This window comes from Micromonospora sp. 050-3 (assembly GCF_046549335.1).
Taxonomy (GTDB): Bacteria; Actinomycetota; Actinomycetes; order Mycobacteriales; family Micromonosporaceae; genus Micromonospora; species Micromonospora trifolii.
The window spans coordinates 2,524,079-2,538,234 of record NZ_JAJPVX010000002.1 but is presented as its reverse complement, the minus strand read 5'-3'; the positions used below and the strand labels follow the sequence as shown (position 1 = coordinate 2,538,234).

Genomic DNA, 14,156 nt, shown 5'->3' with positions numbered 1-14,156 from the left:
CTCCGGTTCACCCCCGGGGGCGTCGGCGCCGCCTCAGGAGACCGCAAAAATCCCGGCGACACCCAGGATCACCATCACCAACACCGCTACCAGCGCACCCCGTTCGCTCTCCACCGCCGGCTCGCGGTTCTCGGTCACGGGATTCGTCGTGTCGCGGGGCATAGTGTGGCCTCCTCGGCTGTTGTCGCGTCGCTTCCGATGGCGTTGGCCAGGCCACCGGTATGTCGGCCTGGCGTGCGGACCCGCGTCGGGGGTCCTACCGTGAGGACGTTGCCGACCTCCAGGGGGGCTGGACGGTGCCGTTGCAGGACTGGTTTCTCACCGCTGAGGAACGCGCCAACCCGGTCTCTGGCATACCCGTCTGGACCACGGGAAACCTCGCCGAGCCGTTGATTCACGGTGCCGCGTACTTCGACCGACTGGTCGACGAGGTCGAGGCCCTGGGCCCCGGCGACCACCTGTTCTTCACCGACTGGCGGGGTGACCCGGACCAGCGGCTGCGCCCGGACGGTCCGACGGTGGCCCAACTCTTCGCGCAGGCCGCGCAGCGCGGTGTGGTGGTCAAGGGGTTGATCTGGCGCTCGCACCTCGACGTCCTGGCGTACAGCGAGGCGGAGAACCGCGACCTCAGCGAGACGATCTCGGCCGCCGGTGGCGAGGTGCTGCTGGACCAACGGGTCCGGCGCGGCGGCTCGCACCATCAGAAGCTCGTGGTGCTGCGGCACCAGGGCGCGCCCGAGCGGGACGTCGCCTTCGCCGGCGGTATCGACCTGTGCCACAGCCGCCGCGATGACGCCGCGCACCACGGCGACCCCCAGCCGGTGCAGATGTCCCCCCGGTACGGACCCAATCCGCCCTGGCACGACGTGCAGCTCGCAGTGCGCGGTCCGGTGGTCGGCGCGTTGGACACCCTGTTCCGGGAACGCTGGACCGACCCGATGCCGCTGGACTCGGAGAACCCGATGGCCTACCTGCGGGATCGGCTGCGCGGCTCGGACCTGCGCCCCGACCCACTACCCGAACAGCCGGCCGATCCGCCGCCCTGCGGTCCGCACCAGATCCAGGTGCTGCGCACCTACCCCGCTGTCCGCCCTCGCTACTCGTTCGCGCCTGACGGCGAGCGGACCGTGGCCCGGGGTTACACCAAGGCGGTGCGCCGAGCCCGCCGGCTCATCTACCTGGAGGACCAGTACCTCTGGTCAGCCGAGGTGGCGGACCTGTTCGCGCACGCGCTGCGGGACAACCCGGACCTGCACCTGATCGCCGTCGTCCCCCGCCACCCGGACGTGGACGGCAGGCTGGCATTGCCGCCGAACATGGTCGGGCGCGAGCAGGCCCTGTCGCTGTGTGAGCGGGCCGCACCGGACCGGGTGCACGTGTTCGACGTGGAGAACCACGCCGGCGACCCGGTCTACGTGCACGCGAAGGTCTGCGTAATCGACGACGTGTGGGCCAGCGTGGGCAGCGACAACTTCAACCGGAGGTCCTGGACGCACGACAGCGAGCTGTCCTGCGCGGTGCTCGACGACACCCCGGACCAGCGGGAGCCCACCGACCCGGCTGGGCGGGGCGACGGCGCGCGGAGCTTCGCCCGGGATCTACGACTGCGGCTGTGGCGCGAGCACCTGGACCGCGACCCGCACGGCGCGGACGACGCCGACCTGCTGGACCCGGCGGACGCCGTCGCGGCCGTCACGGCCGCCGCCGACGCGCTCCAGCAGTGGTACGACGACGGCCAGGTAGGAGAACGGCCGCCCGGGCGGCTGCGCCCGCACCGCCCCGAGCGGTTGCCGTGGTACACCCGGGCCTGGGCGTTGCCGGTGTACCGGCTGGTCTACGACCCGGACGGCAGGCCGCTGCGCGCGAGGCTGGCCGGCACCTGGTGAGGCGGTCGAGCCGGCTCCGGCGCGGCGACCGCGTGCACGTTCAGCCCGCCGGGGTAGGCGAACGACGAGCGCGGTGAGTAGTAGCCGAAGCCGATGGTCAGCGGGTTGGCCGGGCGCATGGCGTACATCGGGTGGCCCGGCTGGAGGAACTCCACCGACTCGATCTCGAACGGGGCGACCGGCTCGGCGACGAACGGGTACGCCGAGCTGAGCAACTGGCCGTCGCGCCGGGTGAAGTAGCGGTGGTGCCCACTGCTGATCACGTGCCCGGTCTCCCCCACCCGACACCGCGCCCGGACCAGCGGCGTGCCGTCGATCGCCGTCTCGGAGACCAGGTCCTCGCCGTTGACGTCGATCCGGGTGCGCCCGGCGAGCACCGGGGCGCCGCGAGCGACGGCGTACTCACGGACCCGCCGGCTGGAGGCCACGTAGTGGGTCCACCAGCCTCCGGCGTTGAGGCCACCGGGCGCGTCGACGCCCAGGAGCGAGACGCCGAGGTAGGTCAGCGAGTACGCGCCGAAGCCGGAGGTCTGCGTCTCGTCGTCGACGATGTACTGGTTGAGGAAGACCTGCCGGTCGGGACGGGGGCAGAGCCCTGGCGGGACCAGCGCGGCGACCGCGTCGGGGTCCGCCGGCAGCCAGCTGAAGTAGAGGGTGCGACTGTTCACGACAAGCTGGGGAGCGGCTGGATCGAGCACGGTGCCTCCGAACCGGGTGTGTACACGCGACGCTACGGCCGGTCCCACCAGCGGGACAAGGACGGATAGTCGACACTCCTGGCGACTTGTCGGATTTCATGTTGACCAGTCGACGCTACCCGTGGGCCGATCGGCCGAGCCGGTCGGCGGACCGGGCAGCGGACCGGGCAGCGGACCGGGCAGCGGGGGGAAACGGGTAAGGATCCTCACAGCCACCCCGACTTCCGCGCTATTTGCCCCTTTTGTTACTCGACACACCTTAAGTACGTCAACCTTTCGGCTAGATTTCTGGGAGACGATCAGGTTAAGGTGACTCCCGAACGGCCAATTGGAAGCTAAACCAAAGCGTCACGTCTTTTTCGTCAGCGGACGAGGTGCAGGGAGGACCACCCATGACCGCGCCAACGATCACCGAGCAGCCGAGCGCCACAGTCAAGACCACCACCAAGCTCGACCCGCGCGCTCTCACCGACAGCGCCGCCGACCTGCTCAACGCGATGGCGGCGCTGCCCGCCAACCACCCGTCGCGCGCCGCGCTGCGGGACCGGGCGATCGAGGCCTGGCTGCCGCTCGCCAACCACCTGGCCCACCGCTACAGCGGGCGCGGCGAGCCGAACGACGACCTGGCGCAGACCGCCGCGATCGGCCTGATCAAGGCCATCGACAAGTTCGACCCCGAGCGCGGTGTCGACTTCGCCGGCTACGCGATCCCCACCATCATCGGCGAGCTCAAGCGGCACTTCCGGGACCGCACCTGGGACATCCGGGTGCCCCGCCGGCTCCAGGAGCTGCGGCTGGCCATCTCCGACGCCAACAGCTCGCTCCTGCAGACCCTCGGCCGCTCGCCGACGGTCGCCGACATCGCCGCGCACCTCAAGCTCACCGAGGAAGAGGTGCTGGAGGGCCTGGAAGGCGCCCGCGCGTACAACGCGGTGTCGCTGTCCACCCCGACCGGCGACGGCGAGCGCGCCACCGAGCTGGGCGACATGCTCGGCGGCGAGGACAGCGAGTTCGAGCTGGCTGAGCTGCGGGTCGCCCTCGGCCCGGCGCTGGCCACCCTCGACGAGCGCGAGCAGAAGATCCTCACGCTGCGCTTCTACGGCAACCTGACCCAGTCGCAGATCGCCGACCAGATCGGTGTCTCGCAGATGCACGTCTCGCGGCTGCTGACCCGGGCGCTGACCAAGCTGCGCGGCCAGCTCGACGGCACGTACTGATCGGTTCACGAGCGGAGGGCCGGGTCCATGGACCCGGCCCTCCGTGCTGTCCGTGCTGTCCGTGCTGTCCGTGCTGTCACGTGAGCGTTACAGTGCCACCACAGGGCGTGCTGGTCGCGTCGACCTGACCAGACCAGCTCAGCGCCCGACCGGCTCCCGCCACATCGGCCAGAACGGCGTGCCGTCGGGCACCCGGAACGGCTCGCCGGCCAGGTAGCCGTGCTTCGCGTACAGGTCCCGGCTCCGCGGGCTGCTCGCCTCCAGGTATGCCGGCATCCCGTTGGCGTCCAGCCAGTCGTGGTGGTGCCGCATCAACGCGCTCCCCAGGCCCTGCCCCTGCCGGTCCGGCCGGGTCGCCAGGAACGCGAGGTGGTGGTGGTCCGGGTGCGGGTGGTTCGCCGCGAACAGCTCGTCGAGGTGCTGGAACCGGTCGGTCCACTCGCCGCAGGCGGCGGCCAGTCGGGCGTCGTAGTCCGCCGGCGGCGGCGCCGGTTCACCGACCGACGCGAACCAGACCGCGACCGAGGCCCGGTCCGCGGTGGCGTGGACCATGCCGTGCCGCATCGCGTGCGCGACCAGGATCTCGAAGTCGCCGGCCAGCACGGCCTCCCGCTTGCTCGGGTCGGGGACCAGCCAGTACGTCACCTCCAGGACGGTGAACGCCTCGGCGATCCGACCCGCCACGAGGGTGGTCTCCTCCGGCCCGAGTTGCTCGATGACCACGCTCATCGGGTCACCTCCACGGCGGCCGGCGCCTCCGGCTTGACGGCGGCCGCGGCGCTAGCCGCGCCCAGGCCGATCCGGGCGTACGTGTCCGGGCGGTTGCTGCGCAGCAGCAGGGCCCAGCCGATGCCCAGCAGGGCGGCCACCGGGTACGCGGCGGGCAACGCCCAGCGCAGCGTCGAGTCCGGCGCGACGCCGAGCAGGTTGGCGAAGTTCGACACGGCCAACCAGATGATCACGAAGAGCGCGATGGTGGCCAGGCCGGGCGCGATGGCCCGTCGCCAGAGGTTCTCGCCGCTGGCGGAGCGGGCGAAGTAGGCGATCACCGCCACCGAGGTGGTGGCGATCAGCAGCAGGACGCCGAAGCCGCCGGTGGTGCCGACCCAGAAGAACAGCTGGACCACAGGGTCCCAGTCGTTGATCGCGTACAGCAGGATGACCAGCAGTCCGAGGACGCTCTGCGCCACCGAGGCGGCCCGCGGCGCCCCGGTACGGGCCGAGGTCTGCCCGAACACCGCCGGCAGCACCCGCTCCCGACCGAGCGCGAACGTGTAGCGGGCAGTGGTGTTGTGGAACGAGATCATCGCGGCGAGCACCGAGGTCAGGAAGAGCACCTGCCCGATGGTGACCACAGTGCTGCCGAGCTGCGCGGCGGCCAGGTTGAAGATCAGCTCGACGCTCTGCGCGCCGGACTCGGCGACGATCTGGTCCTGCCCGACGGCGACCGTCATGGTCCAGGACGACAGCGCGTACAGCCCGGCGATGATCGCCACCGACAGGTAGGTCGCGATCGGCACCGTCCGCTTCGGGTCCTTGCTCTCCTCGCTGAAGACCACCGCCGACTCGAAGCCGACGAAGCCGAGGACGGCGAGCACCAGCACCGCGCCGACCCCCGGCACGAAGAGGTTGTCCGGCGAGAACGAGGCGAAGCTGACCTCACCGTTGGCCGGGTTGCCGAGCTGCCCCAGGTCGAAGACGAGGACCACCACGATCTCGGCGACCAGCAGCGCGGCCAGGACCATGCCGTTGAGGTCGACCCGGAGCAGGCCGAGCAGGCCGACCAACGCCCACGCCACCAGGGCCACGACGGCCCAGTGCGGGTGTCCGCCGAAGAGCCGGTCGAGCACCGGCTGGGCCGCCGCACCGATGGTGCCGTACAGCCCGACCTGGAGCGCGTTGTACGCGATCAGCGCGACCCAGGCGGCACCCACGCCGGCCGGTCGGCCGAGCCCTCGGGAAATGTAGGCGTAGAAGGCGCCGGCGTTCTCCACCCGGCGGGACATCGCCACGTAACCCACCGAGAACAGCGCGAGCACCGCGGCGATCAGCAGGAAGGCCAGCGGGATTCCGGTCACCCCGATGACGCCGTAGCCGGTGGTGACGACGCCGGCCACCACTGTCAGCGGCGCGGCGGCGGAGAGAACGAAGAAGATGACCGACGGGATGCCGAGGCGGCCTCGGGCCAGGGCTTCGGAGACGTTGCTGGGTCGGTCGACTGTCGATGTCGGGGGCATACGACTACTCCGATTGTCGAGGGGAGGGTTGGGGGTTACCGGGGGGGGTCAGGGGATGCCGCGCAGCACGGCGGCGCCGACGGCGGCCTCGGTGTGCCCGACGAGTTCCTTGAGGGGAGCCGGCAGCGCGGGGATGAGGACGTTCAGCCGGTGGTGCGCGCGGGGGCCGGCGCTCCACAGCACCTCGCGGGTCAGCCCGGCGGCCACGACCAGGCCGAGCAGCAGGGCGTCCGGCACACCCGGTGGGTCCGGCCGGTCCAGCAGGGCCCGTAGCCGGGTGGCCGGCCAGGCCACCGCGTTGAGGTCGATCGGCAGGTAGCTGACCGAGGTACGCAGCAGCCGGCGGCTCTCCTGGCGGCGCAGCACCCCGGCGCGGGCCAGCCGCTCTCCCACCGAGGCCGTCGCGCTCTGCCCCAGGAAACTCAGCCAGGTACGCAGCTCCCGGTGCTGAGCCTCGCCGACCAACTGGTCCAGCACGGTGTGCGCCAGGGCGTCGGCCGGCGGACGTCGGTCGATGACGGTGACCTGCCCGCCCGTCACTGTGATGTGTCCATAAAGGATCAGTTCACCGAGGAGCCCGCCGGCCAGCCCGAGCCCGGTCGCCGCCGGGTGCAGTTTGGCCTTGCCACGACTGTCGTTGTGTGCGATCAGGAAGAACTCGTCGGCGATGAGCAACGGTCCTCCCGCACAGGTGTGTCCACAGTGATCGCGACCGGGAAAGGATGCACCGACAGCTACTGCAACGCAACTCCCAGATTTGAAAGTTGCACTCCGTGCATCCGCGACCTGCGGATCTTGTCGTGGCAGACTCGGACGGTGACTGCCACTCCCACCATCCGACCCGCCGCCAGCCCGACCGTGCGGCGCCGCCGCATCGCCCGGGAGCTCCGCCAACTCCGGGAACGGGCGGGCATGACCCTCGATGTGGCCGCCCGTCAGCTCGACATGTCGAAGAGCAACCTCTCCCGGATCGAGACCGCGCAGATCGGCATCAAGCCGCGCGACGTCCGGGCCGCCCTCGCCCTGTACGAGGTGACCGGTTCGGATGCCGAGGCGCTGATCGAGATCGCCCGGGGGGCACAGCAGCGCGGCTGGTGGCAGAACTACAGCGACGTGCTCCCCGAGTGGTTCGAGTTCTACGTCGGGCTGGAGGCGGAGGCGGCGGCGCTGCGCACGTACGAGGCCGAGTCGGTACCCGGGCTGTTGCAGACCGAGGCGTACGCCCGGGAGATCTTCCGGCGCACCGCCGGCGAGGACGGTCTGGAGCGCAAGATCGCCGCCAGACTCCGCCGGCAGGAGGTGCTGCGCCACGAGGACCCGGTCGACCTGTCGGTGATCCTCAACGAGGCGGTGCTCCTGCGCCCGGTCGGCGGCGCCGCGGTGATGGCCGAACAACTGGTCCACATGAGCCGGATCGCGCAGCTACCCAACGTGACAATCCAGGTACTTCCCTTCACGGCCGGCGGGCATCCCGCGATGAGCACCCCGTACGTGATCCTCAACTTCGCCGATGCCGCCGACGCGTCCGTGGTTTACCTGGATAACCTCACGATGGGGCTGGCTCTGGAGGAAGCCGATCATGTGCTCGGGTATAGCCTTCTGCACGAGGAGCTGTGCCGGATGGCGCTCGATCCGACGGCGTCGTTGACCCGTCTTGAGCATGCTTCTCGTAACTTTGCGTGACCGCTTCTGCGGCACGCCGACGCAGACGAGAGGTACCGCGGATGACGGCGTACGACCTGACCCGAGCGGACTGGCGCACCAGCACGCGCAGCAGCGGCAACGGCAACTGCGTGGAGGTCGCGACAGTCGACGGTCAGGTCGCCGTCCGGGACAGCAAGGACCGCTCCGGCCCGGTGCTCGCCTTCGGTGCGACGGCCTGGCGCGCCTTCGTGCTCGGCGCCGGCGAGGTCCGTCGCTCCTGACGCACCCGTCCCGGTGCGAGACTGGGCCGTGCTCTCCGACGTAACCCTTGACCTGCCGGTCCGCCCGGTGCTGCCGGCGCTGGTCGCGGCACTCGACGCGGCCGGCGCCGGTGTGCTGGTGGCCCCGCCGGGCACCGGCAAGACCACCCTCGCGCCGCTGGCCGTGGCCGACCGGGTGACCGGTCGGGTGGTGATCGCCCAACCCCGCCGGGTGGCGGCCCGTGCCGCTGCCCGGCGCATGGCCGAGCTGCTCGGCGAGCGGGTCGGTGAGCGGGTCGGCTACGCGGTGCGCGGCGAGCGGCGGGTCGGCCCTGCCACCCGGATCGAGGTGGTCACCACCGGTCTGCTGGTCCGCCGGCTGCACCACGACCCGGAGCTGCCCGGCACGGGGGCCGTGCTGCTGGACGAGTGCCACGAACGCCAACTCGACGCCGACCTCGCGTTGGCCTTCACAGTGGAGGCGCGCGCCACCCTCCGGCCGGACCTGTGGCTGCTGGCCATGTCGGCGACCCCGGACACCGACCGGTTCGCCGCGCTGCTCGGCGGGCCCACCCCGGCCCCGGTGGTACGGGCCGACTCGGCGCTGCATCCGGTGCAGCGGATCTGGGTGCCCCCGGCGCGCCCGATCGCCCCGCCCGGGGCCGGGCCGGTGGACCGGGCCCTGCTCGACCACGTGGCCGCCACCGTCCGGCGGGCGCTGCGCGAGCACGACGGCGACGTGCTCGTCTTCCTGCCCGGGGCCGGCGAGATCGCGGCGGTCACCGGCCGGCTGGCCGACCTGCGGGACGCTGTCGCGCTGCTGCCGCTGCACGGCCGGCAACGCGGCGCCGAGCAGGACGCCGCGCTGCGTCGCGCGGACCGACGGCGGGTGGTGCTGGCCACCGCGCTGGCCGAGACCAGCCTGACCGTCCCGGGTGTGCGGATCGTTGTGGACGCCGGGCTGTCCCGGGTACCCCGGATCGACCTGGCCCGTGGGCTGGGCGCGCTGGTCACCGTGCCGGTCTCCCGCGCCGCCGCCACCCAGCGGGCCGGCCGGGCCGGCCGGGAGGCCCCCGGGTACGTGTACCGCTGCTGGTCGGCGGCGACCCACGAGCGGCTGCCCGCACGCGCCGAGCCGGAAATCGCCACCGCCGACCTGACCGGTTTCGCGTTGGAGCTGGCCGCCTGGGGCCGACCGGACGGTGTCGGGCTCGCGTTGCCCGACGCGCCGCCGGTCGCCGCGATGACGGTGGCCCGGGACACCCTGGAGACGCTGGGCGCTGTCGACGCCGACGGTCGGATCACGGCGCGGGGGCGGTCGATCGCCGCGGCCGGGGCGCACCCACGGCTGGCCCGGGCGCTGCTCGACGGCGCCGGTCGGGTCGGCGCCGACCGGGCCGCCGAGGTGGTCGCCCTGCTCGCCGAGGAGAGCGCGGCCGGCCCCGGTGACGATCTGGTCGCCGGTTGGCGTCGGCTACGCGCCGGTGTGGACGCGGGCGCGACAGCCCGCTGGCGCACCGAGGTACGCCGGCTGCGGGCCGCGCTGCCGGCCGGCGCCCCGCCGAAGGGCCGCGCCGGCTCGGGTGGGCTGAGCGACGATCTCGCCGCCGGGCTGCTCGTCGGTCTGGCGTACCCGGAACGGTTGGCCCGGGTGCGGCGGCCGGGCGGCTCGGCGTACCTGATGACCGGCGGGACCGCCGCGGAGCTGGCGGCCGGCTCGGGGCTGGCCGGGTCCGACTGGCTGGCGGTGGCGGTCGCGGACCGCACCCCCGGCGCGCCGTCGGCCCGGATCCGCCGGGCCTCCCCGGTGGACGAGGCGACGGCCCGGGAGGCGGCCGGTCCGTTGCTGCGCACCGGCCGCGAGGTCGGCTGGTCCGACGGGGACGTGGTGGCCCGGGAGGTGACCCGGCTGGGCGCGATCGAGCTGGTCCAGCGGCGCCTGGACCGGCCGGACCGGGCGGAGGTGGCCGCCGCGCTGCTGACCGGCCTGCGCCAGGACGGGCTGGGCCTGTTGCAGTGGACGCCGGCGGCGCGGGCGCTGCGCGAGCGGCTCGCGTTCCTCCGGCACCACCTGGGCGAGCCATGGCCGGAGGTCGGCGACGACTCGTTGCTCGACGCCGCGCCGAGTTGGCTGGGCCCGGAGCTGGCCGCCGCGCGACGCCGGGCCGACCTGGCGCGAGTGGACGTGTCGTCGGCGCTGCGTCGGCTGCTGCCGTGGGCGCAGGCCGCCCGCCTCGACGAGCTGGCCCCGGAGCGGATCGAGGTGCCGAGTGGTTCTCGGATCCGGCTGGACTACGGCGACCCGGGCGCGCCGGTGCTCGCCGTGAAACTCCAGGAGACCTTTGGTTGGCCGGCGGCCCCCCGCATCGCCGACGGTCGGGTGCCGGTGCTGCTGCACCTGCTCTCCCCCGCCGGCCGCCCTGTGGCGGTCACCGCCGACCTGGCGTCCTTCTGGCGTACCGGCTATCCGCAGGTCCGCTCCGAGCTGCGCGGGCGCTATCCCCGGCACCCGTGGCCGGAGGATCCGGGAACGGCGGCACCCACCCGGCACGCCACGCCGCGCCGGCGCTGAGCGTCGGTCTACTCCTCGACGACGTCGGCCACCACGACCGTGACGTTGTCCGGCGCGCCGGCGTGCAGGGCCAGGTCGATCAGCTTGGCAGCGCAGGCGTCCCGGTCCGGATAGCCACTGAGCACCTCGGTGAGGGTGTCCGGGCGGACCACGTTGGAGAGGCCGTCGCTGCACAGCAGCCACCGGTCGCCGGCCCGGGGCACCATTGTCGCGTACGACGGGGAGACCTCTTCGCCCTGCAACGCCTGGGTGACCACGGCCCGGCGCGGGTGGCTGCTGGCCTGGTCCGCGGTGATCACGCCCTGATCCACCAGCATCTGGACGAACGTGTCGTCCCGGGTGACCTGCTTGAGCACGCTCTCGCGGTACAGGTAGGCCCGGGAGTCGCCGACGTGTGCGAGTGCCAGGCAGCTGCCGGTACGGGCGAAGAGCAGGGCGGTCAGCGTGGTTCCCATGCCCTGGCGCTCGGAATCCTCGGCGACCGCCTGTCGGATCCGGGAGGTGGCCAGTGCGATGCCACCTTCGAGCGCGGCCACCAGGGCGTCCTCGGGTGTCTCCACGTCCAGCGGGGCGAACGCGTCGATGGTGAGGGCGCTGGCCAGGTCGCCGGCGGCCATTCCGCCCATGCCATCGGCGACGGCGACGAGCCAGGTGCCGGCGTGCAGGGCGTCCTGGTTTCCGCTGCGGATCAGCCCACGGTCGCTCGTTCCCACGGAACGCAGCTTCAGGGTCATGGGAGGCAGCCTGCCAGGCGAAGGGCGCAGTTGTCTCTAGGAGATCAGGACGTCGGCGCGTGGCGCGGCCAATCTCACGTCCGGGTGGCGGTGCGTCGGGGGATGCCAGTCGAGCTGACCGCCCTCGTCGGATGCTGAAACCCATCCAACCAGATCAATTGACATGGCGTACCGGCACTGGAAACATCGAGCCGATACCTGGGAGCGCTCCCAGGTCTATCCGCACCACAGTGCCACCGCCACCGTCCCACTTTCCGTCCCGGAAGGACTCCCCGTGACGCCATCCCGACGCCGCCTGCTGTTGGCTGCGGCGACCACTCTGGCCCTCACCGGCGCGGGCGCCGGCGCGGCCCACGCCGACCCACCGCCGGACGCCCCCGAGCAGATCGACAACGGCGACTTCAGCGCCGGGGTGAGCCCCTGGTTCTCCTTCGGCACCGGCGCGCTGGCGGTCACCGACGGCCAGCTCTGCACCACCGTCGCGGGCGGGCTCGCCAACCCGTGGGACGCCGGCATCGGCCAGGACGGCGTGCCACTGATCGCCGGCGCCGAATACACCCTCGGCTTCGCTGTCTCCGCCACCCCCGGCGCCGCGGTCAAGGCCGTGTTGCAGCTCGGCAGCGCCCCGTACACCACGTACGCGGCAGTGGACGCCACAGCGACCGGCACCCTCCAGCGGTTCGAGCAGACCTTCACCGTTCCGGACGACAACCCCAACGCCCAATTGATCTTCCAGGTCGGCGGTTCCGCCCAGGCGCAGACCATCTGCCTGGACGACGTCTCGCTGCGCGGCGGCGAGCCGCCCGAGCCGTACGAGCCGGACACCGGGCCACGGGTACGCGTCAACCAGGTCGGCTACCTTCCCGGCGGCCCGAAGAACGCCACTGTCGTCACCGAGGCCACCGCAGCGCTGCCCTGGCAGCTACGCAGCGCCGCCGGTGCCGTCGTGGCCAGTGGCACCACCACCGCTCGCGGTGTCGACGCCGCCTCCGGGCAGAACGTGCAGACCGTCGACTTCTCCAGCTACCGCACCCCCGGAACCGGGCTCACGCTCACCGTGGACGGCGAGACCAGCCACCCGTTCGACATCTCCGGCGCCCTCTACGACCAGCTGCGCTCCGACTCGTTGCAGTTCTTCTACGCACAGCGCAGCGGCATCGCCATCGACGGTGACCTGATCGGCGACGAGTACGCCCGGCCCGCCGGCCACCTCGGCGTCGCACCCAACCAGGGCGACACCAACGTGCCCTGCCAGCCGGGTGTCTGCGACTACTCCCTGGACGTGCGCGGTGGTTGGTACGACGCCGGCGACCACGGCAAGTACGTGGTCAACGGCGGCATCGCCACCTACCAGCTGCTGAACACCTTCGAGCGGACCAGGACGGCGGCCACCGCCAACGGCGGCGCCGAACTCGCCGACGGCACGCTGCGAGTGCCCGAGCGCGACAACGGGGTGCCGGACATCCTCGACGAGGCCCGCTGGGAACTGGAGTTCCTGCTGCGCATGCAGGTGCCCGCCGGCAAGCCGCTCGCCGGCATGGTCCACCACAAGATCCACGACCAGAACTGGACCGGGCTGCCCCTCGCCCCGCACGACGACCCGCAGCCGCGCGAGCTGCACCCGCCGTCGACAGCGGCCACCCTCAACCTCGCCGCCACCGCCGCCCAGTGCGCCCGGCTCTTCGCCCCCTACGACGCGGCGTTCGCGACCCGCTGCGGCACTGCCGCGAAGACCGCCTACGCCGCGGCCAAGGCCCATCCGGCGGTGTACGCCAGCCCGACCGACGGCACCGGCGGCGGCGCGTACGACGACAGCAACGTCACCGACGAGTTCTACTGGGCGGCGGCCGAGCTGTACCTGACCACCGGGGCGCAGAACTACCTGACCGACGTGACCGCATCACCGCACCACACCGGAAACGTGTTCGACGCACGGGGCTTCGGCTGGCAGAGCGTGGCCGCGCTGGGCCGCCTCGACCTGGCCACCGTGCCGAACGGGCTGCCCGCCGCCGATCTGGCCCGGGTCCGCGCCTCGGTCACCGCCGCCGCCGACACGTACCTCGCCGAGCTGCGCCAGCAGGCGTACGGGCTGCCGATGCCCGGTGACGCCAACAGCTACTTCTGGGGCGGCAACAGCAACGTCATCAACAACGCCGTGGTGCTGGCCACCGCGTTCGACCTGACCCGCAACCCCGTGTACCGCGACGGCGCCGTACAGGCCATGGACTACATCCTCGGTCGCAACGCCCTGAACATCTCCTACGTCACCGGGTGGGGAGAGCACGCCGCGCAGAACCAGCACAGCCGGATCTTCGGCCACCAGCTCGACCCGAACCTGCCCCGACCGCCCGCGGGCTCCCTCGCCGGTGGCCCGAACGCGGCCCTCCAGGACCCGTTCGTGGCGCAACTGCTCGCCGGCTGCAAGCCGATGTTCTGCTACGTCGACGACATCAACTCGTACTCGACGAACGAGGTGGCGATCAACTGGAACTCCGCGCTGGCCTGGATCTCCTCGTTCCTGGCCGACCAGGGTGACGCCGGCGCCGTGCCGGCCACCACCTGCACGGCGCGCTACACCAACTACGGCGCCTGGCAGGGCGGCACCGGGTTCACCGGGCAGCTGACCATCCAGAACACGGGCACCGCGGCCATCAATGGCTGGAGCGTGCGCTTCGCGTTCACCGGTGACCAGCGGGTCCGCGAGGCGTGGCTGGCGAAGGTCACCCAGGCCGGCGCGACGGTGACCGCGCGCAACGAGTCGTACAACGCCAAGATCGCACCCGGCGGCAGTGTGACGTTCGGCTTCAACGCGACGACAGGCGGCGGCGCGAACCCGAGCCCCGGCCTGGTCACTGTCAACGGGGCGGCCTGCTCACTGACCTGACCGACGTCCTGGTGGCCGCCCGGG

12 protein-coding genes are annotated in these 14,156 nt (G+C 72.2%); 6 read left to right on the top strand and 6 right to left on the bottom strand.

Annotation, left to right across the window (positions count from 1 at the left end):
- Nucleotides 1-33 precede the first annotated feature (33 nt).
- On the bottom strand, nt 34-162 hold the full coding sequence (locus ACLJOK_RS26705; RefSeq protein ID WP_256441970.1) for a hypothetical protein: 129 nt from the start codon (nt 160-162) through the stop codon (nt 34-36).
- A gap of 134 nt (nt 163-296) precedes the next feature.
- On the opposite strand from ACLJOK_RS26705, the gene ACLJOK_RS26700 reads away from it, so the two are divergent.
- Nucleotides 297-1,886, top strand: a complete 1,590-nt coding sequence (locus ACLJOK_RS26700; RefSeq protein ID WP_410821318.1) for a phospholipase D family protein — start codon at nt 297-299, stop codon at nt 1,884-1,886.
- Here ACLJOK_RS26700 and ACLJOK_RS26695 read toward each other — a convergent pair.
- Nucleotides 1,835-2,584, bottom strand: coding sequence for a hypothetical protein (locus tag ACLJOK_RS26695; protein ID WP_410821317.1), 750 nt, complete (start codon nt 2,582-2,584; stop codon nt 1,835-1,837). The two genes, ACLJOK_RS26700 and ACLJOK_RS26695, sit on opposite strands and share 52 nt — an antisense overlap.
- A 392-nt stretch (nt 2,585-2,976) precedes the next feature.
- On the opposite strand from ACLJOK_RS26695, the gene ACLJOK_RS26690 reads away from it, so the two are divergent.
- The gene (locus ACLJOK_RS26690; RefSeq protein WP_410821316.1) at nt 2,977-3,801 is read left to right on the top strand and encodes a SigB/SigF/SigG family RNA polymerase sigma factor; all 825 of its coding nucleotides are present in this window, start codon (nt 2,977-2,979) and stop codon (nt 3,799-3,801) included.
- A gap of 138 nt (nt 3,802-3,939) precedes the next feature.
- On the opposite strand, the gene ACLJOK_RS26685 is transcribed toward ACLJOK_RS26690, so the two are convergent.
- From ACLJOK_RS26685 to ACLJOK_RS26675, 3 genes are read right to left on the bottom strand one after another with little or no spacing between them, the layout of a single operon-like run.
- Nucleotides 3,940-4,530 (bottom strand): GNAT family N-acetyltransferase, encoded by a 591-nt coding sequence (locus ACLJOK_RS26685; protein ID WP_410821315.1) that lies wholly within the window; start codon nt 4,528-4,530, stop codon nt 3,940-3,942.
- The gene (locus tag ACLJOK_RS26680; protein WP_410821314.1) at nt 4,527-6,038 is read right to left on the bottom strand and encodes an APC family permease; all 1,512 of its coding nucleotides are present in this window, start codon (nt 6,036-6,038) and stop codon (nt 4,527-4,529) included. Before ACLJOK_RS26680 ends, ACLJOK_RS26685 begins: the two co-directional genes overlap by 4 nt.
- Before the next feature lie 48 nt (nt 6,039-6,086).
- Complete coding sequence (locus ACLJOK_RS26675) at nt 6,087-6,713, bottom strand: GOLPH3/VPS74 family protein (protein WP_410821313.1); 627 nt, start codon at nt 6,711-6,713, stop codon at nt 6,087-6,089.
- A gap of 183 nt (nt 6,714-6,896) precedes the next feature.
- Here ACLJOK_RS26675 and ACLJOK_RS26670 point away from each other — a divergent pair, with 183 nt between their 5' ends.
- The 3 genes from ACLJOK_RS26670 to hrpB are packed head-to-tail and all read left to right on the top strand — an operon-like array spanning nt 6,897 to nt 10,514.
- Entirely contained in the window at nt 6,897-7,721 is an 825-nt protein-coding gene (locus ACLJOK_RS26670; RefSeq protein WP_410821599.1) for a helix-turn-helix domain-containing protein, read from the top strand.
- Nucleotides 7,722-7,762: 41 nt separating this feature from the next.
- Nucleotides 7,763-7,963 (top strand): DUF397 domain-containing protein, encoded by a 201-nt coding sequence (locus ACLJOK_RS26665; RefSeq protein ID WP_410821312.1) that lies wholly within the window; start codon nt 7,763-7,765, stop codon nt 7,961-7,963.
- Nucleotides 7,964-7,991: 28 nt separating this feature from the next.
- Nucleotides 7,992-10,514 carry an ATP-dependent helicase HrpB gene (gene hrpB / locus ACLJOK_RS26660; protein WP_410821311.1) on the top strand — a complete coding sequence of 841 codons (2,523 nt, stop codon included), beginning with the start codon at nt 7,992-7,994 and terminating at the stop codon, nt 10,512-10,514.
- Nucleotides 10,515-10,522: 8 nt separating this feature from the next.
- Here hrpB and ACLJOK_RS26655 read toward each other — a convergent pair whose 3' ends face one another.
- Nucleotides 10,523-11,248 (bottom strand): PP2C family protein-serine/threonine phosphatase, encoded by a 726-nt coding sequence (locus tag ACLJOK_RS26655; RefSeq protein WP_410821310.1) that lies wholly within the window; start codon nt 11,246-11,248, stop codon nt 10,523-10,525.
- A 274-nt stretch (nt 11,249-11,522) separates the two neighbouring features.
- Here ACLJOK_RS26655 and ACLJOK_RS26650 point away from each other — a divergent pair, with 274 nt between their 5' ends.
- Nucleotides 11,523-14,132 carry a glycoside hydrolase family 9 protein gene (locus tag ACLJOK_RS26650; protein WP_410821309.1) on the top strand — a complete coding sequence of 870 codons (2,610 nt, stop codon included), beginning with the start codon at nt 11,523-11,525 and terminating at the stop codon, nt 14,130-14,132.
- Nucleotides 14,133-14,156 lie beyond the last annotated feature (24 nt).

Excerpts from the sequence above, each read along its gene's own strand:
- ACLJOK_RS26655 (WP_410821310.1), bottom strand. The coding sequence starts at position 11,248 with ATGACCCTGAAGCTGCGTTCCGTGGGAACGAGCGACCGTGGGCTGATC.
- ACLJOK_RS26680 (WP_410821314.1), bottom strand. The coding sequence starts at position 6,038 with ATGCCCCCGACATCGACAGTCGACCGACCCAGCAACGTCTCCGAAGCC.
- ACLJOK_RS26690 (WP_410821316.1), top strand. The coding sequence starts at position 2,977 with ATGACCGCGCCAACGATCACCGAGCAGCCGAGCGCCACAGTCAAGACC.
- ACLJOK_RS26705 (WP_256441970.1), bottom strand. The coding sequence starts at position 162 with ATGCCCCGCGACACGACGAATCCCGTGACCGAGAACCGCGAGCCGGCG.
- ACLJOK_RS26685 (WP_410821315.1), bottom strand. The coding sequence starts at position 4,530 with ATGAGCGTGGTCATCGAGCAACTCGGGCCGGAGGAGACCACCCTCGTG.
- ACLJOK_RS26665 (WP_410821312.1), top strand. The coding sequence starts at position 7,763 with ATGACGGCGTACGACCTGACCCGAGCGGACTGGCGCACCAGCACGCGC.